The sequence below is a fragment of the Tardiphaga sp. GW822-FHT04G09 genome (genome assembly GCF_058800725.1).
In genome coordinates, this window is sequence record NZ_JBXAMO010000014.1 from 100,078 (window position 1) to 124,050 (window position 23,973).

21 protein-coding genes and 1 riboswitch are annotated in these 23,973 nt (G+C 62.1%); of the genes, 5 read left to right on the forward strand and 16 right to left on the reverse strand.

Annotated elements, in window-relative coordinates:
- Nucleotides 1-119 precede the first annotated feature (119 nt).
- Nucleotides 120-1,169, reverse strand: coding sequence for a hypothetical protein (locus AC1RLZ_RS21640; protein WP_493190267.1), 1,050 nt, complete (start codon nucleotides 1,167-1,169; stop codon nucleotides 120-122).
- A 252-nt stretch (nucleotides 1,170-1,421) separates the two neighbouring features.
- Complete coding sequence (gene garD, locus AC1RLZ_RS21645) at nucleotides 1,422-2,966, reverse strand: galactarate dehydratase (RefSeq protein ID WP_493190268.1); 1,545 nt, start codon at nucleotides 2,964-2,966, stop codon at nucleotides 1,422-1,424.
- 158 nt (nucleotides 2,967-3,124) lie between these two features.
- Between garD and AC1RLZ_RS21650 the strand changes: the two genes are divergently transcribed.
- On the forward strand, nucleotides 3,125-3,985 hold the full coding sequence (locus AC1RLZ_RS21650; RefSeq protein ID WP_493190291.1) for an SDR family oxidoreductase: 861 nt from the start codon (nucleotides 3,125-3,127) through the stop codon (nucleotides 3,983-3,985).
- Nucleotides 3,986-4,206: 221 nt separating this feature from the next.
- Nucleotides 4,207-4,863 (forward strand): outer membrane protein, encoded by a 657-nt coding sequence (locus tag AC1RLZ_RS21655; protein WP_493190269.1) that lies wholly within the window; start codon nucleotides 4,207-4,209, stop codon nucleotides 4,861-4,863.
- 91 nt (nucleotides 4,864-4,954) lie between these two features.
- On the opposite strand, the gene AC1RLZ_RS21660 is transcribed toward AC1RLZ_RS21655, so the two are convergent.
- On the reverse strand, nucleotides 4,955-6,061 hold the full coding sequence (locus AC1RLZ_RS21660) for a 2'-deoxycytidine 5'-triphosphate deaminase (RefSeq protein ID WP_493190270.1): 1,107 nt from the start codon (nucleotides 6,059-6,061) through the stop codon (nucleotides 4,955-4,957).
- A 107-nt stretch (nucleotides 6,062-6,168) separates the two neighbouring features.
- Nucleotides 6,169-6,248: riboswitch (SAM riboswitch) on the forward strand.
- 84 nt (nucleotides 6,249-6,332) lie between these two features.
- Here AC1RLZ_RS21660 and AC1RLZ_RS21665 point away from each other — a divergent pair.
- Nucleotides 6,333-7,514, forward strand: coding sequence for an O-succinylhomoserine sulfhydrylase (locus AC1RLZ_RS21665; protein ID WP_493190271.1), 1,182 nt, complete (start codon nucleotides 6,333-6,335; stop codon nucleotides 7,512-7,514).
- Nucleotides 7,515-7,560: 46 nt separating this feature from the next.
- On the opposite strand, the gene AC1RLZ_RS21670 is transcribed toward AC1RLZ_RS21665, so the two are convergent.
- Genes AC1RLZ_RS21670 through AC1RLZ_RS21680 form a run of 3 tightly spaced genes read right to left on the reverse strand, consistent with a single transcriptional unit; the run spans nucleotide 7,561 to nucleotide 10,543 of the window.
- Nucleotides 7,561-8,532 (reverse strand): SGNH/GDSL hydrolase family protein, encoded by a 972-nt coding sequence (locus AC1RLZ_RS21670; protein WP_493190272.1) that lies wholly within the window; start codon nucleotides 8,530-8,532, stop codon nucleotides 7,561-7,563.
- Nucleotides 8,532-9,290: an SGNH/GDSL hydrolase family protein gene (locus tag AC1RLZ_RS21675; RefSeq protein WP_493190273.1), complete on the reverse strand. Its 759-nt coding sequence runs from the start codon at nucleotides 9,288-9,290 to the stop codon at nucleotides 8,532-8,534. The genes AC1RLZ_RS21670 and AC1RLZ_RS21675 overlap by 1 nt, the downstream gene beginning before the upstream one ends.
- A complete protein-coding gene (locus AC1RLZ_RS21680) occupies nucleotides 9,287-10,543 on the reverse strand; it encodes an OpgC domain-containing protein (RefSeq protein ID WP_493190274.1) in 1,257 nt (418 codons plus the stop codon). The genes AC1RLZ_RS21675 and AC1RLZ_RS21680 overlap by 4 nt, the downstream gene beginning before the upstream one ends.
- Before the next feature lie 246 nt (nucleotides 10,544-10,789).
- On the opposite strand from AC1RLZ_RS21680, the gene apaG reads away from it, so the two are divergent.
- Nucleotides 10,790-11,182 carry a Co2+/Mg2+ efflux protein ApaG gene (gene apaG / locus AC1RLZ_RS21685; protein ID WP_371425593.1) on the forward strand — a complete coding sequence of 131 codons (393 nt, stop codon included), beginning with the start codon at nucleotides 10,790-10,792 and terminating at the stop codon, nucleotides 11,180-11,182.
- Between the two features lie 1,069 nt (nucleotides 11,183-12,251).
- Here the strand turns inward: apaG and AC1RLZ_RS21690 are convergent.
- The 3 genes from AC1RLZ_RS21690 to AC1RLZ_RS21700 form a co-directional block, all read right to left on the reverse strand.
- Complete coding sequence (locus AC1RLZ_RS21690) at nucleotides 12,252-13,250, reverse strand: Hsp33 family molecular chaperone (protein ID WP_371422279.1); 999 nt, start codon at nucleotides 13,248-13,250, stop codon at nucleotides 12,252-12,254.
- Nucleotides 13,251-13,425: 175 nt separating this feature from the next.
- Nucleotides 13,426-14,364, reverse strand: coding sequence for an ornithine carbamoyltransferase (argF, locus tag AC1RLZ_RS21695; RefSeq protein WP_493190275.1), 939 nt, complete (start codon nucleotides 14,362-14,364; stop codon nucleotides 13,426-13,428).
- On the reverse strand, nucleotides 14,364-15,602 hold the full coding sequence (locus AC1RLZ_RS21700) for an aspartate aminotransferase family protein (protein WP_493190276.1): 1,239 nt from the start codon (nucleotides 15,600-15,602) through the stop codon (nucleotides 14,364-14,366). The genes argF and AC1RLZ_RS21700 overlap by 1 nt, the downstream gene beginning before the upstream one ends.
- 446 nt (nucleotides 15,603-16,048) lie before the next feature.
- Between AC1RLZ_RS21700 and AC1RLZ_RS21705 the strand changes: the two genes are divergently transcribed.
- The gene (locus AC1RLZ_RS21705; RefSeq protein WP_371422276.1) at nucleotides 16,049-16,558 is read left to right on the forward strand and encodes a GcrA family cell cycle regulator; all 510 of its coding nucleotides are present in this window, start codon (nucleotides 16,049-16,051) and stop codon (nucleotides 16,556-16,558) included.
- Nucleotides 16,559-16,825: 267 nt separating this feature from the next.
- Here the strand turns inward: AC1RLZ_RS21705 and phoB are convergent, their stop codons facing one another.
- The 7 genes from phoB to AC1RLZ_RS21740 form a co-directional block, all read right to left on the reverse strand.
- On the reverse strand, nucleotides 16,826-17,530 hold the full coding sequence (gene phoB / locus AC1RLZ_RS21710; RefSeq protein WP_068737970.1) for a phosphate regulon transcriptional regulator PhoB: 705 nt from the start codon (nucleotides 17,528-17,530) through the stop codon (nucleotides 16,826-16,828).
- Between the two features lie 91 nt (nucleotides 17,531-17,621).
- The gene (gene phoU, locus AC1RLZ_RS21715) at nucleotides 17,622-18,335 is read right to left on the reverse strand and encodes a phosphate signaling complex protein PhoU (protein WP_493190277.1); all 714 of its coding nucleotides are present in this window, start codon (nucleotides 18,333-18,335) and stop codon (nucleotides 17,622-17,624) included.
- Nucleotides 18,336-18,363: 28 nt separating this feature from the next.
- Complete coding sequence (pstB, locus tag AC1RLZ_RS21720) at nucleotides 18,364-19,188, reverse strand: phosphate ABC transporter ATP-binding protein PstB (protein WP_493190278.1); 825 nt, start codon at nucleotides 19,186-19,188, stop codon at nucleotides 18,364-18,366.
- Nucleotides 19,185-20,030, reverse strand: a complete 846-nt coding sequence (gene pstA / locus AC1RLZ_RS21725) for a phosphate ABC transporter permease PstA (protein WP_149529330.1) — start codon at nucleotides 20,028-20,030, stop codon at nucleotides 19,185-19,187. The genes pstB and pstA overlap by 4 nt, the downstream gene beginning before the upstream one ends.
- A 3-nt stretch (nucleotides 20,031-20,033) precedes the next feature.
- A complete protein-coding gene (pstC, locus tag AC1RLZ_RS21730) occupies nucleotides 20,034-21,032 on the reverse strand; it encodes a phosphate ABC transporter permease subunit PstC (protein WP_493190279.1) in 999 nt (332 codons plus the stop codon).
- 144 nt (nucleotides 21,033-21,176) lie between these two features.
- Nucleotides 21,177-22,187 carry a phosphate ABC transporter substrate-binding protein PstS gene (gene pstS, locus AC1RLZ_RS21735; protein WP_493190280.1) on the reverse strand — a complete coding sequence of 337 codons (1,011 nt, stop codon included), beginning with the start codon at nucleotides 22,185-22,187 and terminating at the stop codon, nucleotides 21,177-21,179.
- Nucleotides 22,188-22,634: 447 nt separating this feature from the next.
- Complete coding sequence (locus tag AC1RLZ_RS21740) at nucleotides 22,635-23,951, reverse strand: ATP-binding protein (protein ID WP_493190281.1); 1,317 nt, start codon at nucleotides 23,949-23,951, stop codon at nucleotides 22,635-22,637.
- Nucleotides 23,952-23,973 lie beyond the last annotated feature (22 nt).

Genomic DNA, 23,973 nt, shown 5'->3' on the forward strand with positions numbered 1-23,973 from the left:
GAGCTTCCGGTCTTGCCTGCCGGACAACCCTGTTCCTAGCACCGATCACGGACAATGCCATGCGCGGCGCACGCATGGGGGATGCTCGATTTGCACTGCAGTATCAGCGGGCGTCGACGTTAGCCGATCGACCAGATGAACGGCAGCGCACCGCCAGCCCCCGGCGTCATCGTGACGGGTATATTGCGGCCGCAGCCTGCCGCCAGGCCCTCGACCAGCCCCTGCAATGCCTTCGCGCAGGCGGCATTGTTGTCGGCAACGCCGTCCATCAGCTTCCAGCTCTGCTGCCGGATTTCGAACCCGCCTTCGGATGCGCCGATCTCCACGACATCATCCTGCGCTGCGAACAAGGCGCCCAGAAATTCTGCGAAGACCCTGGCGTCGCCACGCTGCAGGCCAAAGCCCGCGGAGACCTCGTCGAAATACTGCATGCCGATCAGCTTGCCGGTGAGATGCAGCAGATAACCGGCATCGACCGGACCGAACAGTTGAACCGCCACAGGCGCTGCGGTCCGCACATATTCCATGGCGTAGTTGCGATAGGCCTTTTCGAGCCGCGCCTTCGGCCAGCTATCGACCGGCAGCGCGGGCGCCCTGGCGGGATCGAACAGCGGCGCTTCAAGGTGCCGCGCGAACACCAGCCGCTGATCGATATCGAGGTCGTGGTCATATTCGTAGTAATAGCCTTCGAGCCCGTCCTGGCCATCGACGCTCTGCTTGGTGCAGACGAAGCCCATGCGCGGATTGCCAAGCGAAACGCCGTTATTGGCGTGCCAGCCACGCAGCATCGCGCGGGAGACTTCGCCGGGCACGCCGCAGATCGCGGTGCCGCGCCAGATCCAGCGCGGCGGCGGATAGCGGATCCAGGCCTTGCGATCGCTCTCATACATGTACTCGACCGATACGCCGCCGATCCAGTTCGAGAGATAGTGATACTGGGCCGCTGCGACCGCAGGCGGCAGGCCCGACAGGCCGAGTTTCTCGAGGCCGGGGAGAAAGCGCTCCTGCTGTTGCCGGCGGAAGATGCGAAACATGAACTCCGCGGCGTCTGCGGTGCCACGGCGCGTGACCGTTGTCAGGATCAAGCCGGTGAAATAGGCGTGATAGAGATCGGCAACGCTGCGCCAGCGCGTCCAGGTGGTTTCGTCGCCCGTGCTTGGTCTGGTCATCGTTTCTTCCCTGATTGTTGGGAAGGACCATAGCCGCGCATCACTCCGGCTTCACATGAAATTCGTGCAGGGCGGTCGAACGTTCCTGCATTGACCGCATGAGATCGTTTCAGTCACAAGGACATTCCATGTGCCAGAAATTCCTGCTTTCCGTCTGTCTCATCGTTCTGGTGCAAGCCAAATAGAACTCCGTCATGGCCGGGCATGACGGAGTTGCAACTACAACGACGTTCATCTACGCGAACCAAAATCTCACGTCACCGGCGCAGGATTGAACAGCACGAGATCGTTGTGCAGGCCCCATTTGTCGGCCCAGACCTGCTTGCGGCCGCTGGCGACATCGAGGATCAGCTGGAACAGCTCCCAGCCGGCTTCCTCGATGGTCATCTCGCCTGACGCAATGCGGCCGGCGTCGAAATCGATCAGATCGGACCAGCGTTTTGCGAGTTCGGTGCGCGTCGAGACCTTGATCACCGGCGCCTGTGCCAGCCCGTAGGGCGTGCCGCGGCCCGTAGTGAATATCTGCATCTGCATGCCGGCGGCGAGCTGCAGCGTGCCACAGACGAAATCACTCGCCGGTGTTGCCGCGAACAGCAGTCCCTTGGTCGTCGCGCGTTCGCCGGGGCCGATGACGCCGGTGATCGCACTTGAGCCGGACTTGACGATCGAGCCCAGCGACTTCTCGACGATATTGGCAAGACCGCCCTTCTTGTTGCCGGGCGTCGTATTGGCGCTGCGATCGGCGCCGCCCCGCGCCAGATATGAATCGTACCAGTCCATCTCGCGTATCAGCGCGCGGCCGACATCCTCGTTGACGGCGCGGCGGGTCAACAATTCGATGGCGTCACGCACTTCGGTGACTTCGGAGAACATCACCGTTGCGCCGGCGCGCACCAGCAGGTCGCTGGCAAAGCCGAGCGCCGGATTGGCGGTCACGCCGGAAAATGCGTCGCTGCCGCCGCATTGCAGGCCGATCACGAGATCGGAGGCCGGACAGGTTTCGCGCTTGCGCTGGTTGAGGATCTTCAGCCGCGCCTCGGCCATGGTGGTGATGGTATCCACCATGTCGCCAAAGCTCTGATTGCCCTCATCCTGCAGGCGCATCATGCTGGCGGGATCGTCCTTCGGCAACAAGCGCTCCGGCGCAAGCTTCTCGCAGCCGAGGCCGACCACCATCACCTCGCCGCCGAAATTCGGATTGCGCGCGATATTCTGCAATGTGCGGATCGGGATATAGGCATCCGGCGCATTGATGGCGACACCGCAGCCATAGCCATGGGTGACGGCGACGACGTCATCGACATTGGGATAGCGCGGCAGCAGCTCGGCCTTGATCTTCTTGAGCGCAAATTCGAGTGTGCCGGCGACGCATTGCACCGACGTGCTGATAGCGAGAATGTTCTTCACGCCGACGGAGCCGTCGCGATTGCGAAAACCTTCGAATGTGTAATCGTTCAGCGGCGGCTGCGGTGCCGGAACCGCATTGGCGATCTCGAGGTTATCGAGATCCGGCGCATCCGGCATGTGGATGCGCGCCTCCTCGACCCACTCGCCGGCGGAAATCGCATCCACGGCATAACCGATGATTTCACCGTAACGGATGATCGGCGCGTCCCTGGCGATATCTTCCAGCGCCACCTTGTGGCCCTGCGGCACGAAGTGGCGCAGCTCCAGACCATCGGTCATCATGGTGCCCGCGGGCAGTCCGAAATCATTGACGATGATGGCGACGTTGTCGCGCGCATTCAATTTGATGTAGCGCGGCGCATATGTGTCTGCTGCCAGCGTGGTCGCCATCGCTTCGTCCTTCCCAAATCTGCCGGTATTGTCCCGGTCTCGCAGAAAGCACTAGCACAAAAGATGACGAAGTCGCGCACTTGACCGGCGCGCGCTGCGCCCCGAATGATGCCATTCGAAGGGGCTTTGCGCCCGATCCATGCAGAAATGGAATGAACGTGCGTCTTTTCGTATTCGGGCTCGGCTACAGCGCAAACCGGTTCATCGCCAGCCATGGCGATCAGTTCACCGCGATTGCCGGCACGGTCCGCGCAACCGGAAAGACGGCTGCCTTGGCGCCAGCCCGCAATGTAGAGACGCTCGTCTTTAACCCGGAGATCACCGATCCGGCCATTGCCGATCGCCTCGCAAATGCCGATGCACTGCTCGTCTCGATCCCGCCCGGCGCGGATGGCGATCCCGTGTTGCAAGCGTTCGGCTCGCAGATCGTCGCCAGCGGCATCCGGCGCATCATCTATCTCTCCAGTGTCGGGGTTTACGGCGATCATCAGGGTGCCTGGATCGACGAGACTGCCCCGGTCTCCGGCGAAGGCCGGCGCAAGGCGCGGATCGATGCCGAAGACGCCTGGCTTGCCGCTGCCGGCCATCGCACCACGATCCTGCGCATCGCCGGCATCTATGGTCCCGGCCGCAATGCGCTGGAAAATCTCAAGGCCGGCACGGCCCATCGCATCGTCAAGCCGGGCCAGGTTTTCAACCGCATTCATGTGGACGACATCGCGACGGCAATCGCGATGGCATTCAAACATCCGCAGACTGGCATCTTTAATCTTTGCGACGACGAGCCGGCGCCGCCGCAGGACGTCGTCACTTATGCCGCCGCACTGATGGGTATCGCGCCGCCGCCCGAGCAGGACTTCGCAACAGCCGAGATGAGCCCGATGGCTCGCAGCTTCTATGCCAGCAATAACCGCATCTCGAATGCGCGGCTGAAACGCGAGCTCGGCGTGAAGCTCGCATTCCCGACCTATCGCGAAGGCCTCGCGGCGCTGGTTGCAGCGTTGCGTTTTCGCGACTGACATCAATTTATGAAAATTGCGTTCATTATTTCTGTGCACACGAAAATGTCGATGCAGAAAGGTTCCAAAAACAAAAAAGGCAATGCTGTGTCATAAGCACGACATCGCCCCCGAATTTGCCTTTTTCGTTTGAGGCGCTGTTGCATGCGTGTGACAGCAATCCCCGCGCAATAGTCTAGGTTACCTTCGTCATCCCCGTTGGGATTGAGAAGGAACACGTAATGAAGAAGATTCTACTCTCCACCGCAGCTCTCGCTCTCGTCGCTTTGGCTGCTCCGGCATCCGCTGCTGACCTGGCTGCGCGTCCCTACACCAAGGCTCCGGCCTACGTTCCCGCCCCGATCTACAACTGGACCGGTTTCTACATCGGTGGTCACGTCGGCGGCGCGTTCCCGGGTGAAGACAACGCACTGATCGGCAACCGCGACGGCACGTTCATGGGCGGTGTGCAGGGTGGTTACGACTACCAGTTCGCGCCGAACTGGGTATTCGGTCTGGAAGCCAATTACAGCTTCAAGGACACCAACAGCAACTTCGACAATCGTGGCCTCGGTTCGGTCACCGGCCGTCTCGGCTACACCTGGGGTCCGGCCCTGCTGTACGCCAAGGGCGGTTACGCCTGGGCTGACTCGCGCTTCACCAATGGCTTCGGCGGCGACGGCGGTCGCGATGGCTACACTGTCGGTGGCGGTCTCGAATACCTGTTCACCCAGAACTGGTCGGGCAAGGTCGAATATCAGTATTACGACTTCGGCGACGTCACCTTCCTCACGCCGACCCGCGCCGTTGGTGGTTTCAAGAACGACGAGCACACGATCAAGGCTGGCCTGAACTACCGCTTCAACCTGGGCAACTTCGGCGCAGGCTTCGTTCAGTAAGCCTGACGATCTATCGTCTACTTAGTCTCCAGAAAAAACTTAGGCCCGCAGCGATGCGGGCCTTTTTCTTGCTTGCTCAGGCGGCGAGCGATCAGACCTTGAAGTGCTTCGAGAGTTTCAGGCTCTGGCCCTGATAATTCGAGCCGATGCGCTGGCCGTAGAGTGAGTCCGGCCGGTCCAGCATGCGCTCATAGACGAGGCGCCCGACGATCTGGCCGTGTTCGAGAATGAACGGCACTTCGCGCGAGCGCACTTCGAGCACCGCGCGCGAGCCCTTGCCGCCGGCGCCGTCATGGCCGAAGCCCGGATCGAAAAAGCCCGCATAATGCACGCGGAATTCGCCAACCAGCGGATCGAACGGCACCATTTCCGCGGCGTAATCCGGCGGCACCTGCACCGCTTCCTTGGAGGCGAGAATGTAGAACTCGCCGGGATCGAGGATCAGCGTGCCGTCCTTGCGCGCCGAGATCGGCTCCCAGAATTCATCGACGCTGTAGCCACCGCGGCGATCGATATCGACTACACCGGTATGACGCTTGGCGCGGTAGCCGACGAAGCCGGAGGCGTTTTCGCCTGAGAGATCAACCGAGAGCGCGAGGCCGTTGTTGAGATCGGCCGTCTCGCTGTCGACCAGCGGCTCCTGCGCGTGGAGTTCTTCCAGCGCTTCGGTATCGAGCACCGCATCGCCGACGCGGAAGCGAACCTGCGACAGACGCGAGCCTTCGCGCAGCAGGACCGGAAATGTCTTCGGGCTGATCTCGGCATAGAGCGGGCCGTGATAACCGGCGCCGATGACGTCGAAGCGGCGCGTGCCGTCGGCGATGACGCGGGTGAACACGTCGAGGCGTCCCGTGGAGCTCTTCGGATTGGCGGCGGCGAAGATGTTCGGCGGCAGCGCCAGGCTTTCGATCAACGGGACGATGTAGACGCAGTTGGTTTCCAGCACCGCGCCATCCGACAGGTCGATCTCGTGCAGCTTCAGCTCATCAATGCGCTCGGCGACCGTCGAATTCGGTCCCGGCAGGAAGCTTGCGCGTACGCGATAGGCGACGGAGCCGAGCCGCAGATCGAGACTGGCGGGCTGAATCTGGCTCTCGACGAAGGGATATTCCGGCAGGATCAGGCCGGCATCGGCCATCGCCGCAATCATGCGGTCAGGCAGAATTCCATCGGCATCGGGGGCAAGCGTAAACGGCACTGGTCTCGTCCTTCGGTCGTCTTTCAGCGAGAATACACTGAAAAATCGCGACTTTACCGGTTATCTCAGCCCCGCCTTGACGAAAAGGGCAAGCGGGAATATGCACATCGTTATCCCGTGGTGATTTGAGCCGGCCGGCTTGCAGCCACGTAAAATAAGTCGCTAAACAGGCCGGGGACACATGTCCTTCCAGCATGCGATCCCGGCCTGAGGACGTCCGTCCAGGCCGGTTTTTTTTGTGCCCGCGTCACGCGGGTACGTTGGAGGTCACATGTCTGAGAAGTCCTATCGCCCCGAAACCCGCCTCGTTCATTCCAGTGCACTGCGCTCGCAATACAACGAAACCTCCGAAGCCCTCTTCCTGACGCAGGGCTTCATCTACGAGACCGCTGAGGCCTGCGAGGCACGGTTCAAGGGCGAAGACCCCGGCTTCATCTATTCGCGCTTCTCGAACCCGAACACGTCGATGTTCGAGAACCGCATGATCGATCTCGAGGGTGCGGAGGCCGCGCGCGCTACCGCGACCGGCATGGCCGCCGTGACCACCGCCATCCTGGCGCCGCTGCGCAAGGGTGATCACGTCGTCGCCGCCAAGGCGCTGTTCGGATCATGTCGCTACGTCATCGAGGAACTGTTGCCGCGCTATGGCATCGAATTCACCCTGGTCGACGGCCTCGACCTCGACCAGTGGCAGAAGGCGATGCGGCCGAACACCAAGTCGCTCTTCCTGGAGAGCCCGACCAATCCGACGCTCGACGTGCTCGACATATCGGCCATCGCCAAGATCGCCCATACGGGCGGCGCGCGACTGATCGTCGACAACGTGTTCGCGACCCCGCTCTGGCAGAGCCCGCTGGCGCTCGGTGCAGATGTCGTGGTGTACTCGGCGACCAAGCATATCGATGGTCAGGGACGCTGCCTCGGCGGCATCATCCTGTCGTCGAAGGACTTTATCGACGAGCACATTCACAACTATCTGCGCCAGACCGGCCCCTCGATCTCGCCGTTCAATGCGTGGACACTGGTGAAGGGACTGGAGACGCTGGCGATCCGCGTCGAGCGGCAGACGCAGACTGCGGCGGCGATTGCCGACGTGCTGGCGCAGCATCCGAAGATCTCACGGCTGATCTATCCGGGCCGCGAGGATCATCCGCAGGCGGCAACGGTGAAGAAGCAGATGCGTGCGGGCTCAACGCTGATCGGCTTCGAGGTGAAGGGCGGCAAGGCCGGCGCGTTCCGCCTCCTCAACGAACTGAAGGTCGCGCGGATCTCCAACAATCTCGGCGATGCCAAGAGCCTCGTGACGCATCCGGCGACGACGACGCATCAGCGTCTGCCGCTGGAGGCGCGTCTCGAACTCGGGATCACCGAAGGGTTCGTCCGCTTCTCGGCCGGCCTCGAGCATCGCGACGATCTGATCGAGGATCTCGAAGCGGCGCTGGCCAAGGCTTGATCGACCGGTATTGAAAGCTGCGGCCGGCGAAACGTCGGCCGCACTATTACAGCGGCTTCTGCGCCTGCTGTATCTGGGGCTCGTTGATGCCGAGCTTCACCTGACCGACCGACTTGATGATGTTATCGCCCAGCAGTTGCGCGAAGCACGCGTAGCCCCAGTCGTTCATGTGCAGGCCGTCGGAAATAACGAAACTGTCGAACGCCATCTGCTGGCTCTCGTGCCATTCCTTCATCACTTCAAAGCGCGGAAAGATTCCAACTTTGCGCAACTCGGCGACCTTGTGCATCAGCGATAACATCTTGCCGGTGCCTTCCGGCTTGGATGTCGTCGCTGGCGAGTATTGCGGATCGACCAGCACCACGTCGGAGCCCGCGGCCTGAATCCGGCCGACGCCATCCTCGATCATCTTGCCGGTCTCGGCCGGATCGAGATTACGCAGCACGGCATTGGTACCGACCTGCCAGATCACGAGATCCGGCTTGGCATTGATCACCTCGTTCTGCAGCCGCGCCATCATTTCCGGCGCATCCTCACCGCCCTTGCCACGATTGAGCACAGCAATGTCGGCACCGGGATAAGCGCGATGCAGCTGCGCAGCGAGACGGTTCGGATAAGTGAACTCCGGCGCGGTCGATCCCCAGCCCTGAGTGGAGGATGAGCCGAAGGCGACGATGACAACCGGCTTGCCGGCGGCGAGCTTGCTGGCGACATGCGGCAATGCGCCCATCGCCTTCATACCGCCCTTCGGCGCGCGGCACGGCACGCGGCTCAGAATATCAGTGGCGGACTTCGCGACTTCCTTGACCTTGTCGATAGCCTTCGCAGCGACGCCCTTCTTTGCGGCATCTGCGGGATCGGTCGCAACGGCAGTCTGTTCGGCGGTCTTGCCATCAAATGGCGCTGCCTGCGCCGTATCCGCGCGAGCGACGGACGACGAGAGGGGGAATGCGAAGGTCGTAGAGGCAACACAGGCAGCGACGACGGCAAGGCGAGACAAATAACCAACGAAACTCATTAACGCTGAATCCTCAAATCCGCGGCTTTGATCTTGGCCGCATCGACGACAAAGGTCGAAAGCGCCCGGCCAAGACAATCATGCACCCGCTTGGCCAGATCCATGCCGGGCGAGGGACTGAACAGGTCGAAATCACCGCTCTCATTCCAGTGCCGCATAATGGCGAAACGGTCGAACAGCGGGACGTCGTGCTGCTGCGCCACCACACGCATATTATCTAGGTAGGCGGAGCCCGAAATCATCGTCTCCGTGCGCGGACTATACTGCAGATTCATTAAAATGACGTCAGTTCCCGCCTTTTGCATGGCCGCGACGCCCTCATCCAGGGCGTTCCGGAAGTCCTCGGCGTCGGCCTGTTTCATGGCATCCACGGTTCCGGTCTGCCAGATCACCAGGTTCGGCTTCTTGTCCGTCACCAGCTGTTCCAGGGTGGGGACCATTTCTTCAGCGGTCTTCTTGACCTGCAGCTCCAGCGCCACGTTCACCTCGACGCCCGGCAACTTCTCCTTGAGATAGGTCTGTAGGCGGCTCGGATAGGCCGCGGAGTGGTCGGAGACCCCGATCACAGAGGATCGGCTGCCAATGACCAGAATATCGAGCTTTTCGCCCGGTTTGGCCGCAGCCTCGACCTTGGGCAGCGGACTTTCGGATGTCAGGAGATAAGCCGGAACCTCACAGGTCTGCGCAGGCGGTTCGGCCCGGACAGGAACCGCCACCAGCAGGCAAGCCAGCATCGTGAGCCGAAGAACGGCCTTCATGCTTCCCCTCCTGCGAGATCCGCGTCGGATCGTTTGGCGCGGGACCCGCCTTTGACAGCGACACCCTTGTACCACGAAAATACCCATGCGGCGGTTGACATGACAACAATGCCGAGAAAGCTGATCAGGGCGTGCATGCCAGCTCCGCCGGCGACCTCAGCCAGCACGAAATGGCCGGCAAAGGCCAGGAATACCCCGATACAGAAGATTTCGAGGGAGTGCTGGCCGCACAGTACCATCGGCCGCAGCCAGATCGATTTCAGCCCCGGCCAGTCTTTCGGCAGGAACCGGACGGTGAGCGCCGCCAGCGCCAGGAAGTGGGCGAAGCGCAGCACATCGAGATCGGTCTTGTTGATCGGATACATCCACTGCTCGATGATCTTCGGCAGCAGATGGTGAATCTGCGGAATGTACCAGGTCAGCGTCACCCAGAACGCCGCCAGCAGATAGGCCACGCAGAGCCACAGCGTGATGTTCGAGGACAGAATGCGCGACATCCGTCTGGCGCCGCCCAGCGCGCACCAGGCGCCGAACACGAACAGCAATTGCCATGCGAACGGGTTGAAGGCCCAGACGCCATTCGGATAGGCCGCCAGATGCAGGTCGAATTCCCAGGTCAGCACGTAGAGACCGACCGACAGCGCCAGCGTGAGATCGGCGCGGCGCTGCATCAGCCAGAGGATCAGCGGCAGGAACAGCATGAGAACGATATAGAGCGGCAACACGTCCATGTTCACCGGGCGAAATTTCAGCAGCAGCGCCTGGACGATGGTCACATCGGGCTGTTTGAGAAAATCGAGGATTCCCATTTCCTCGGAATAAAGCGGGTTCTCGAAGCGCGTTGCGACATAGGAGATTTCCGCGAGGAAGATCGTGAACAGGAAGACGTGGGCGACATAGATCTGCCAGACCCGCTTGAAGATGCGCGCGCTGGCCACCAGCGTGCCCTGCTCCAGCATCGCGCGGCCATAGACGAAGGCAGCAGTGTAACCAGAGATGAAGATGAAGATCTCGGTGGCGTCGCTGAAGCCGTAATTACGGATCGTGAGCCAGGTCAGGATATTCGGCGGCAGGTGATCGATGAAGATCAGCCACAGGGCCAGTCCGCGAAACAGGTCGAGACGCAATTCGCGCTCGGTGCCGGCAACGGGAAACGACGCAGCGTCCGTACGCGTGGATGCGCGCGCCGCGGACACGTGCGAAGGCGCATCTGCGTGCGGCTGGCCAGCGATCGGATCGGCAACAGAGGTCATTCAGCACCGTTCAACGGAAGGCATCGCATGATGGAAAAATCGACCGTCCCACATAGTCTGCAGGCCATTTGCATGGGGCGATCCGTCACGTCATAACCAAATCACGGATCGATTATGCGGGAACTATGTTGAAACCGCGATGGTCCGCCGCCGTTTGGCGCCGAACTCCCCGCCGAAATTCCCTGGATTTGGCCGGCGATGTGTTTTTCGCTATGCTTGCAACACATTTTGGACGATGACACCGCCATGTACCGCGCCATCACACGACAGATTGAAGTCACCGTCGAACCGAATTTCATGCCGGAACGCTCGTCGCAGGAAAAACGACAGTTCTTCTGGTCCTATACGGTCGTCATCACCAATGCCGGTCAAGAGACCGTGCAGCTGAAGACCCGCCACTGGATCATCACCGATGCGTCCGGCCGCATGCAGGAAGTGCGCGGCGAAGGCGTGGTCGGCGAACAGCCCGTGCTCGGCCCCGGCGAGCGCTTCGAATACACCTCGGGCGTACCGCTGCCGACGGCGTCCGGCTTCATGGAAGGCACCTATCAGATGGTGACCGATACCGGCGAGCCGTTCGAGATCGACGTGCCGCTGTTCTCGCTGGACGGACCGGACGGGAAGCGCGTGCTGAATTAGGCGACCGCCGAAATGTAGAAATGTAGGATGGGTAGAGCGAAGCGAAACCCATCGCTTTCTTCGTATAGTTGATGGGTTTCGCTCCGGCGTGCTGCGCCTGCGCTCACCCCATCCTACGATCTTGCGTAACGCTCTCATTCGTCATGGCCGGGCTTGCTTCTGCGTTGCCGGGCATGACGGTGCACAGCGTAGGATGGGTAGAGCGCAGCGAAACCCATCACTTTCTGAGCTTGTGTGATTGATGGGTTTCGCGAAGACGCTCTACCCATCCTACGGCCTCATCCGATTCAACTGTCAAACAGCCACTGTTCTTCAGACAACAACACCCTTCAGACATGCGTCATCGCCCCTGTTGTTTGCGGCGCGGGGGCGCCGTCGTCGCTTGCATTCCCGCCCCCTTGCGAGAGGGCGTGCGGAACGCCGGGTGCCCGATGCACCCCTGGGCCTGATGCCGATGCGGTCTTCCGCAATTATATGCATCAGGACTTTCGGAAGCACGGGCGATTGCCCGACGTTCCGCCTGCGGTGTTTTTTCGGCTTGCTGAATGCTTGCCCAAGCAACCGATCAAGGTCACCCTTGTTTGGCCCTGCGCGACAGGGCCGGGGGAGCACAAGCTCTTGGGCCGGACGCGTTTCGAATCTGGTCGTCCGTCACTTGATCGGCGGGCCCGTTCCATCCGCAACCAGGCCGCGCCGCCTGTCCCAGTGGTATCCTGACCACAGACGATGCGGCCTGCCCGCAGGCAGCCGGTACCCACATATCCCGTGACGCCGCATCTCCGGCGTCCACCGCCTCCCGCCCCGCAATCGTGACGATCGCGATCGCCCCTCTCGATGGGGCAGGACGATAGGGAAAATAATCAAGATAGGGATGCTGTCAATAGAAATAGGAAAAAATGTTTGGGGGCCTCACTCTGTCATTCTCAGGCAAACCAATTGGTTTGCCTGAGGGCGACTGCGCGCCTTCGCGCAGGCGAACCTCCGCCACTCCACTTGGAGTGGCGGAGAATGACAAGCTTGCCAAGCGAAGTGGCTGGGAATGACAGCGGGCGTGACGCGGGCGGGCGCCCTATTCCACGCCCGCTTCCTGCGGTGTGAACTCGTAGACCGACGAACAGAATTCGCAGGTCACGACGACCTTGTCGTCCTTGACCATGTCGGCGCGGTCCTGCGGCTCGAAGCTCTTGAGCATGCCGGACACGGCATCGCGCGAGCAGGAACACTCCGCGCGCAGCGGAGAGGGCGCGAACACGCGAACTCCGCGCTCGTGAAACAGGCGATACAGCAGCCGTTCGCCGGACAGATCGGGATCGATCAGTTCCACATCCTCGACCGTCCCGATCAGCGACTGACCTTCGACCCAGGCGTCATCTTCCGGCACCGCATCGGCGCTCACGCCGTCCGGCACGTCGCCGGCATGGAGATCGCGCTGCACGCGCTCCGGCGCCTTCGGCAGGAACTGCAGCAGCATGCCGCCGGCGCGCCAGCGATGTTTCGGCCCCCCCTCCTCACCGCTGCGCCACTCCTCGCCGACGGCGAGACGCACCTTGGTGGGGATCTGCTCGGAACGCAGGAAGTATTCATGCGCGGCATCTTCCAGCGTACCGCCGTCCAGCGCGACCATACCCTGATAACGGCTCATGTCAGGGCCCTGATCGACGGTCATCGCCAGATGGCCCTTGCCGAGCAGTGCCGCGGTGCCAAGACCGGGCAGCAGGCGCTCGGCATCGAACCGCGCATAGGCGCGCATTTTATCCGGGGCGCGGAAGTCGACGATCATCAGCGACACCGGACCGTCGGTCTGGGTCTGCAGGATGAAACGGCCGTCGAATTTCAGCGCCGAGCCAAGCAGTGTCGTGAGCACGATCGCCTCGCCGAGCAGCTTGGCCACCGGCGCGGGATAATCATGCTTGGCGAGCAGCTCATCGAGCGCAGGGCCAAGCCGGGTCAGCCGCCCGCGCAGATCGAGCGGCGCGACCTCAAAAGGCAGCACCGCGTCATCGACCGGAACGGAAGACGGCGCGCGAATGGGGGCGTCGGGCTCAAGATTTGGATCTGATGGGGTCATGACGCTCTATTTGGGGTCGGAGGGCCGCAAGTGAAAGGTGCAGGGAACCGGGAAATATCTGCTCGTCATGGCCGCGCCTGTCCCAGCCATCCACGCCTTTGCAAGGTACCAAGACGGGGATGCCCGGCACAGGGCCGGGCATGACGGAGGTCTTGGGCGATAAAGTCGATACGCCTCACGCCACCGCGCGCAGGCACCAGGCCAGAATGCCCTTCTGCGCATGCAGACGGTTTTCGGCCTCGTCGAACACCACCGATTGCGGTCCGTCGATCACCTCGTCGGTGACTTCGTCGCCGCGATGGGCGGGCAGGCAATGCATGAACAGTGCATCGGGTTTGGCCAGCGACATCAGGCGCGCATTGACCTGATAGGGTTTCAGCAGGTTGTGGCGGGTCTCGCCGTCCTTGTCGCCCATCGACACCCAGGTGTCGGTGACGACGCAGTCGACGCCCTTCACCATCGCATCGGGATCATCGCTGAAGGTGATCGGCGCACCGGTCGCCTTGACCCAGTCCTTGAACGGCTTCTTCGGCGACAGTTGCGGCGGCGTCGCGATGTTGAGCTTGAACTGGAAGCGCTCGGCCGCATGGGCCCAGGACATCAGCACGTTGTTGTCGTCGCCGGTCCAGGCCACGGTGCGTCCCTTGATCGGGCCGCGATGCTCCTCATAGGTCATCACATCCGCCATCACCTGGCAGGGATGCGAGAAACGCGTCAGGCCGTTGATGACCGGCACCGTCGCATTTTCCGCGAGTTCCATCAGCGAGTCATGATTGAGAATGCGGATCATGATGATGTCGACAAAGCGCGACAGCACGCGCGCGGTATCGGCAATGGTCTCGCCGCGACCGAGCTGCATTTCTGCGCCGGTGAGCATCACGACCTCGCCGCCGAGCTGGCGCATGCCGACCTCGAACGACACACGGGTGCGCGTCGAGGGCTTCTCGAAGATCATCGCCAGCGTCTTGTTCTTGAGCGGACGATCGGGCTCGGCATTGGAGCCGTCCCGGCCCTTCAGCCTCGCCTTCATGGCGGCGGCTGCATTCATGATGTTGCGCAACTCACTGGCCGGTACGGCCGTGAGATCGAGGAAATGCCGCGGTGACGTACTCATCACGCGGCTCCCTGCGTCTTTGCAGATGTCCTGGCGGATGAGCCGAGCGCCACGCATGCCTGTTCCAGCCGCTGCACGGCCTGCTCGATCTCGGACTCGCTGACGATCAGCGGCGGCAGGAAGCGCACCACGTTGTCGCCGGCGCCGACGGTCAGCAGCTTGGCATCGCGCAATGCGGCCACGAGATCGCCCGCCGGCACCACCGCCTTGAGGCCGATCAGCAGACCTTCGCCGCGCACTTCGCTGAGCACGTCCGGATGGCTGTCGACGACGCCCGCGAGTTTCTGTTTCAGCAGCAGCGACATCTTCTTCACATGGTCGAAGAAGCCGGGCTTCAGCATGATATCGAGCACGGAATTCGCCGCGGCCACCGCCAGGGGATTGCCGCCAAAGGTCGAACCATGGGAGCCGGGCGCCATGCCTTCGGCCGCTTCCGCCGTGACAAGGCACGCGCCGATCGGGAAACCGCCGCCGAGCGCTTTTGCGAGCGACATGACATCCGGCGTCACACCGATACGCTGATAGGCGAAGAGTTCGCCGGTACGGCCCATGCCGGTCTGCACTTCGTCGAAGATCAGCAGGATGCCGTTCTTGTCGCAGAGCTCGCGCAGCGCGCCGAAGAACGCGTTGCTCGGCGCACGCACGCCGCCCTCGCCCTGCAGCGGTTCGATAAGAATGCCGGCGGTGTTCGGACCGATCGCCTTCTTCACCGCTTCGATATCGCCAAGCGGCAACTGGTCGAAGCCGTCGAGCGGCGCACCATAGCCTTCGAGATATTTGGCGGCGCCGGTCGCAGCCAGCGTGCCGAGCGTCCGGCCATGAAACGCGCCTTCAAAGGTGATGATGCGGGTGCGCTCGGGATGGCCCTTGGAGAAATGATAGTGCCGGGTCACCTTGATCGCGCATTCCATCGCTTCCGCGCCCGAATTGGCGAAGAACACGAAGTCGGCAAAGCTCTGTTCGCACAGCCGGGCGGCGAGGCGCTCACCGTCCGGGCTCTTGAACAGGTTCGACATGTGCCAGAGCTTGGTGGCCTGCTCCTGCAGCGCGGCAACCATATGCGGATGGGCATGACCGAGGGCGTTGACAGCAACGCCGCTGGTAAAATCGAGATAGCGCTCGCCATCGGTTCCAATCAGCCAGGCGCCTTCACCGCGCTCGAAAGCGACATCCGCACGCGCGAAAACAGGCAGCAAGTGAGCCTGAGAGAGGGGCGAGGACGTTGCGTTGTTGGTCATAACCGATCCGATCGAAAAGACTGCGTCCGCGTCGATGACAACTGTGCGAAATCGAACAACGGACCCTAGAAACGAAACGTGCCGCCCTTCTCGGGCGGCACGTGGGCATTATTCTAGGTGTGCTGCGAGGACTGTCAACCGCGCACTGCGGCTTTCGAGTCACACGGAGTCGCAGAAAAAGCCGATTTCGCTGCTTTGTTTGCAGAAGCATGTGGACGCGGCATGCCCGACTCTTGCGCGTGAGTCACGGCATATTGTAGCTTTTGCCTCGTCGGATACGACATCTCGTGCGGCGGTAGATCCTTTTGACACATCCAGTGCGGCGTAAAAGCCGGACGCGAAATTCGCGCCCGGTGAGCGCTAAAGGATTCTGACCGCAGGGATTTTTGAAGTCTCAACTCGCAGCGCTGCCCGGTCAGGCTGGCGCTCACGAAGGGAAAATGGCGATGACGGTAATGACATGGACCGACGATCGCGTCGAACAGTTGAAGAAACTCTGGGAAGGCGGCCTCTCCGCCAGCCAGATCGCTGCGGAACTCGGTAACGTGACCCGCAACGCCGTCATCGGCAAGGTTCACCGCCTCGGCCTGTCCGGCCGCGCCAAGAGCCCCTCCTCGGCAGCTCCGCGGCAGCGCAAGGCGCGCCCGGCACAGCAGATGGTGCGCGTCGCCCGCCCGATGGCCCGCGGCAACACGGCATTGGCCCATAATTACGAAGTCGAGGCCGAGCCCGACCCGATCGCCTATGACAATATCGTGCCGATCAGCCAGCGCCTGTCACTGGTCGAACTCAACGAAGCCACGTGCCATTGGCCGATCGGCGATCCGTCGAGCCCCGAATTCTACTTCTGCGGCGGCAAGGCGCTGGCCGGCGCTCCCTATTGCGCACATCACTCGCGCATCGCCTATCAGCCGGCCAGCGACCGCCGTCGCGCGGTGCCGAAGCCGACGCGCTGAACTGGACGTATCAAGCCAAATGCCCGGCAGCGATGCCGGGCATTTTTCGTTTGGCACTTGCTTGCCTCGCCTAGCGAAGCCTCGCTTCGCCGGGCGGGGAGACGTCGGTCTCCGCATGCGAAGCATGAGGGCATCGGGTGAGAGCGACGCTCCACAGACGCGTAGGATGGGTAGAGCGTAGCGAAACCCATCGCTGTCCTGCGCATGGGACGATGGGTTTCGCGAAGACGCTCTACCCATCCTACGATTCCTGCGCGTGGCGGAAACCTACTCCGCCGCCTTGTCGAAGCGGTCATCCAGTGCGTAGCCGGCACCGCGCACGGTGCGGATCGGGTCCGGCTCACCGGCGGGATTGAGCAGCTTGCGCAGGCGGCCGATATGCACGTCGACGGTGCGCTCATCGATATAGATGTCACGGCCCCAGACGCTGTCGAGCAACTGCTCGCGGCTGAATACGCGGCCCGGATGTTCCAGGAAGAACTCCAGCAGGCGATATTCGGTCGGACCGAGATCGATCGGACGGCTGGACCGCACGACGCGGCGCTTGTCGCGGTCGAGTTCGATGTCGCCGAAAGCGAGCACAGTGGCGAGACGCTCCGGCGCGGCACGCCGCAGCAGACCCTTCACACGCGCCAGGAGCTCTGGCACCGAGAATGGCTTGACGATGTAGTCGTCGGCACCGGTGGCAAGACCGCGAACACGCTCGCTCTCTTCGCCACGCGCCGTCAGCATGATGATCGGCAGTGCCTTGGTTTCGGGCCGTGCGCGCAGGCGGCGGCACAGTTCGATGCCGGACAGACCCGGCAGCATCCAGTCGAGCACCACGAGATCCGGCACACGCTCCTTCAAGCGGGTGTCGGCATCGTCGCCGCGAGCTACGGTTTCTACGTCGTAGCCCTCGGCATCGAGGTTGTAGCGCAGGAGCGTCGTGAGTGCTTCCTCGTCTTCAACCACTAAAATGCGCGCGTTCATTGCCATATTGATCAATACCCTCAGTGACGTCCGACAAGCCCTAGATCATGATCCGAGCGGAAGACCGGCTTCCCCTTTTCCGCATCATGCTTCAGGCCGTCGGCGTATTCGCGAAGTTGGTCATGTCGCCCTTCGGACGTTTGTCGACCATCTGCTGACCCTCGATCATGTAGAACACGGTTTCCGCGATATTGGTGGCGTGGTCACCGATCCGCTCGATGTTCTTGGCGCAGAACATCAGGTGGATACAGAACGAGATGTTGCGCGGATCTTCCATCATGTAAGTGAGGAGTTCGCGGAACAGCGAGGTGCAGATGGCGTCGATTTCCTCGTCGCCCTTCCACACCGTCATGGCTGCCGGCAGATCGTGCGCGGCATAGGCGTCGAGCACCGACTTGACCTGGGTGGTCACGAGGTCGGTCATGTGCTCGAGACCGCGGATCAGCTTCAGCGGGTGGAAGTCGCTGTCGAGTGCATTGACGCGCTTGCCGATGTTCTTGGAGAGATCGCCGATCCGCTCCAGATCGGTGGCGACGCGCAGCGCGCCGACGATCTCGCGCAGGTCGACAGCCATGGGCTGGCGCTTGGCGATGGTCAGCACGGCACGTTCTTCGATCGTGCGCTGCAACTGGTCGATCTCGGCATCGGCGGCGACGACGCGGGCGCCGAGTGCGACGTCCCGGCGGATCAGCGCATCGACGGATTCGACGATCTGCCGTTCAGCGAGGCCGCCCATCTCGGCAACGAGACGGGTCAGATCCTGCAGATCGTCGTCGAATGCCTTGGTGGTGTGTTCAAAAGCCATCTCTAAATCCTCCCGCGAACATGTCGCGTCAGCCGAAGCGGCCGGTGATGTAATCCTGGGTACGGCGATCGGTCGGCGACGTGAAGATCTTGTTGGTCTGATCGAACTCGATCAGTTCGCCGAGATACATGAAGGCCGTGGTATCGGAGACGCGGGCGGCTTGCTGCATATTATGGGTCACGATCGCGATCGTGTACTGATCCTTCAACTCGTCGATCAGCTCCTCGATCTTCGCGGTCGAGATGGGATCGAGCGCCGAGCACGGCTCGTCGAACAGGATCACTTCCGGCCGAACCGCGATGGTGCGCGCGATGCACAGACGCTGCTGCTGACCACCCGACAGGCTGAGGCCCGACGCGTTGAGCTTGTCCTTGACTTCGTTCCAGAGCGCACCGCCACGAAGCGCCCTCTCGACGCGGATGTCCATCTCCGACTTGGAGATCTTTTCATAGAGGCGGATACCGAAGGCGATGTTTTCGTAAATCGTCATCGGGAACGGGGTCGGCTTCTGGAATACCATGCCGACGCGGGCACGCAGCAGGTTGAGATCCAGCTTCGGATCCAGAATGTTCTGGTTATCGAGCATGAGCTGACCTTCGGCGCGCTGGCCCGGATACAGATCATACATGCGGTTGAAAATGCGCAGCAGCGTGGACTTGCCGCAGCCCGACGGGCCGATGAAGGCGGTCACGCGGTTCGCCATCAGCGTCAGATTGATCTTCTTCAGGGCATGGTGTTCGCCGTAATAGAAGTTCAGGTCGCGCACGGTGACCTTGGGACGGGTCTCGCCCTGCAGGACCGGCGGCGGCATCGAGACGGAGGGAACGCCAGACGACACAGAAAGCTCACTCATTTTGCTGTCCTCTCGGCGCCGAGAATGCGTGCGCCAATGTTAAGGGCAAGTACGGTCAAGGTGATGATCAGGGCACCGCTCCAGGCGAGCTGCTTCCAATACTCGTAGGGGCTCTGCACGAAGTTGTTGATGGTCACCGGCAGGTTGGCCATCGTCTTGGTGAGATCGAGGCTGAAGAACTGGTTGCTCAGCGCGGTGAACAGCAGCGGCGCCGTTTCACCGGCGACACGCGCCGTCGCCAGCAGCACGCCGGTGATCAGACCGGCCCGGGCTGCACGATAGGCGATCCGCTTGATGACCAGGGAGCGCGGCAGGCCGAGCGCCGAGGCCGCTTCACGCAGCGGGTTGGGTACGAGGCCGAGCATGTCTTCGGTGGTACGGACCACGACGGGGATGACGATCACGGCGAGGGCCAGCGAACCGGCGAGAGCCGAGAAGCCACCCATCGGAACCACCACCGCGCCATAGACGAACAGGCCGATGATGATGGACGGGGCCGACAGCAACACGTCGTTGATGAAGCGGATCACCGAGGTCAGCTTGTCGTGCTTGCCATATTCAGCGAGGTAGGTGCCGGCAAACAGGCCGAGCGGCGCACCGATGCCGACGCCGATCACAGTCATGATGACCGAACCGACGATGGCATTGAGCAGGCCGCCTTCCATGGAGCCGGGCGGCGGCGTGTTCTGGGTGAAGATCTGCAGGCTGATGCCGGCGAGACCGTTATAGAACAGCGTGAACAGGATCAGCGCGAGCCAGGTGACGCCGAACAGGGCGGCACCCATGCAGAGGCCGCGGACAATCGTGTCATTGCGACGGCGGGATGCGTAAATCGGGTTCATGACTTAGTTCCCCGCCTTCTTTTCAAGCCGCATCAGCATCAGACGCGCGGCTGAAAGCACCATGAAGGTGAGCACGAACAGCAGCAGGCCGAGCAGGATGAGGCCGGACTGATGCAACCCGTCGCTCTCCGCGAATTCGGAGGCGATCGCCGCCGAGATCGTGGTGCCTGGACCGAACAGCGAACCGGTGATGCGGAACGAGTTGCCGATGATGAAGGTCACCGCCATCGTCTCACCGAGTGCGCGGCCGAGCGCCAGCATGATGCCGCCGATCACACCAACGCGGGTGTAGGGGATGACGACGTTGCGAACGACTTCCCAGGTGGTGCAGCCGACGCCGTAGGCCGCTTCCTTGAGCACCGGTGGCACCGTCTTGAACACATCGACCGAGATCGAGGTGATGAAGGGCAGCACCATGATGGCCAGGATCAGCGCGGCGTTGAACAGCGAGAGATAGGACGGCGGACCGGCGAAAATGGTGCCGAGCACAGGCACGCCTTCGAAGGTCGCGATCAGGAACGGCTGGAAATGGTTGGCCAGGAACGGGCCGAGCACGAAGAAGCCCCACATGCCGTAGATGATCGACGGAATGCCCGCGAGCAGCTCGACCGCCATGCCGATCGGACGACGCAGCCATTGCGGGCACAGTTCGGTGAGGAAGATCGCGATGCCGAGACCGACGGGAATGGCGATCCCCATGGCAATCACCGACGTGATCAGGGTGCCGTAGATCGGGCCAAGCGCACCAAGGACCGGCGGATCAGCCGACGGAGCCCAGCGCTGCGTGGTCAGGAACGAGAAGCCGAATTCGTGGAGCGCTGGCCATGCGCCGGCGATGAGCGAGAGGATGATGCCGCCGAGAATGAACAGAACGGACAGCGCCGAGATGCGCGTGATCCAATAGAACGCCTGATCTCCGGCCTTGAAGGCGCTCAGCGCCTTTGCGCGGTCATAAGGTCCAGTGGCGTCCATCGGTGAGCTCTGTACGGCCATGTCTGCCACGCCAGTCCCCTGTATTGTTGTATTACCCAAAACGCACTGCCCTGGATGGGCCTGTCAGGGCGCGAAGTCCGAACAGCGAAGAGAAATCCAGCTCGGTAAAAAATAGGCGGAGGAGAGATGCCCCTCTCCTCCGCCCGTACCAGATCAGCTCTTGATGTCAGCCGACCAGGTCTTTTCGATCAGCTTGACGACGGGTTCCGGCATCGGAATGTAGTCGAGCTCCTCAGCCATCTTGTCGCCCTTTTCGAACGACCACTTGAAGAACTTCACGGCTTCAGCCGATGCAGCCTTATCGACCGGGGTCTTGTGCATCAGGATGAAGGTCGCGGCAGTGATCGGCCAGGAAGCGTCGCCCGGCTGGTCGGTGAGGATCACGTAGTAGCCTGGAGCCTTGGCCCAGTCGGCGTTCGACGCAGCGGCCTGGAAGGCTGCAACGGTCGGCTGCACGGTCTTGCCGGCCTTGTTGATCATGCCGGTATAGGTCAGCTTGTTCTGCTTGGCGTAAGCATATTCCACGTAACCGATGGCATTCTTGGTCTGGCCGACATTGCCAGCAACGCCTTCGTTGCCCTTGGCGCCAACGCCAACCGGCCACTCGACGGCGGTACCGGTGCCGATCTTGGTCTTCCACTCAGCCGAGGCCTTCGACAGATAGTCGGTGAAGTTGAAGGTGGTGCCCGAACCGTCCGAACGACGAACAACGGTGATGGCGGCCGACGGCAGCTTCAGCTTCGGGTTCAGTTTGGCGATGGCAGCGTCGTCCCACTTGGTGACCTTGCCGAGATAGATGTCGCCGAGCACTTCGCCGGAGAGAACCAGCTCGCCCGATGCGATGCCTTCGAGATTCACGACAGGAACGATGGCGCCCATCACCATCGGCCACTGAACCAGGCCGTCTTTCTCGAGCTGCTCAGCCTTGAGCGGCGCGTCGGTGGCGCCGAAGGTCACGGTCTTGGCCTGGATCTGCTTGATGCCAGCGCCCGAACCGATGGACTGGTAGTTGAGACCATTGCCGGTCTCTTTCTTGTAGGCGTCGGCCCACTTCGAATAGACCGGGAACGGGAAGGTCGCTCCAGCGCCCGTGATGTCGGCGGCAAATGCCGAGGTCGAGGCGGCCATCAGGCCGGCGACGACGATCGTTTTCAGGAATTTCATGGTTATCTCCATCTGGTGAGCAATAACGCCGAATGCGCCAAGTGGTGCTCACGCCGCCCGTTTAGGGGTGGTCGATTGTGCTTTTATGATAGTTCCGTGACACTTGGATGACAGCGCCAAGCATTTGTAAATGCTTGGTTTTTGGTCATTACCGATAGTTTTACCGCGCAAATGACATCAAAAATGCCGTCCCTTATGGGCCATGCAATACCGTCAAAAATCGACCGTCACAGGGGTTAACAATATGTTTCAGCAGGCGGAATTCGGTCCCGCCAGCATGCGCGCAGACGACAGTCGCGGGCACGGTATTGAGGCTGATCGGACGCTATGACGCACCGCGTGCCAGGGCTTTTTTGACGGTCCGGGCAAAGCGCAGCCATACGAAACCGCCCGAGGGCGGCTCGTAACGGGGGGACACAGCAACCAGGACGAAGGGAGCTTGAAGCGTCAGGACGCGGCAGCGGGGGGAGGCGCCGGCGGCGTCTTCACCTGCGGAAAGGCGGCGGTGAAGGTCGCGCCGTTCTTCGGCACGCTTTCGATCAGCAGCCGGCCGCGGTGCCGGTTCAGGATGTGCTTCACCAGCGAGAGGCCGAGGCCCGTACCGCCCTGCGCGCGGCTGTCGCCGACATCGACGCGGTAGAAACGTTCGGTGAGGCGCGGCAGATGCTCGGGAGCGATGCCCGGGCCATAGTCCCGCACGGCGACGCGGATTTCCGGCACGCCTTCCGCCGTCGATGCGGTGACCAGCGACACGTCGACCTTGCCGCCGGACGCGCCGTATTTCAGCGCGTTCTCGATCAGGTTCTCGAACAGCCTCAGCAATTCCTCGCGATCGCCGGCGATGGATACCGGCGTCTCCGGCAGCTCCATCTCGATCTTGACGTTACGCTCGTTGGCGAGCGGCTCCAGGCCGTCGCCGACCTGGCGGATGATGGGGAGAATATCGACCAGCGTATCCGGCCGCACATGCGCTGACAGTTCGACGCGCGACAGCGACAGCAGATCGTCGATCAGTCGTGCCATGCGGGTCGCCTGCGCATGCATGATGCCGAGAAAGCGCTCGCGCGCCTTGGCGTCGTCCTTGGCCGGTCCCTGCAGCGTGTCAATGAAGCCGGACAGCGCCGCCAGCGGCGTGCGCAGCTCGTGGCTGGCATTGGCGACGAAATCGGCACGCATTTCCTCGACACGGCGCAGCGGCGTCTGGTCATGGAAGGTCATCAGCATGCAGGTGTCGGTACCACCGAAGGCCGTCGGCACCGGCACCGGCGTGATCATCAATTCCATCCAGCGATCGACGGGCACGTGATCGAGATAGGTCGCGCGGCGCGGCTCGGTGGTGGCGATGGCTTCGCGCAGGGCGGTGATGATCTCCGGCGAGCGCAGCGCGAATTGCGCGAGTTCGTTCTTGCGCAAGGCGGGCGCGAGCTGCGCGGCTGCGGCATTGAGATGGATGACGCGGCCGGCGCGGTCGAGCAGCACGGCGGGATCGGGAATGCCGGCGATGATGGCCCGCACTGCGGGCGCCTCGACAGGATTGGCCGCCAAAGCTTCGTCACGCGCCGTCACCACGTCGTGCAGCCGCCACGGCACCAGCGCCGCGCCGGCGATGCAGACGAACACGATACCCGCGCGCAGCGGCGACAATTCGCCGAAAAACACCAGTGCCGCCAGCGCCAGGCCAGCGGCCAGCAGAATGATCGCCGAATGCCGCAGCCGATCAGGCCAGGGCGAGAACATGGTCGATGGGGAAGCTTCAATGGCCATCTGAACCGGATTTCTTCCTGCT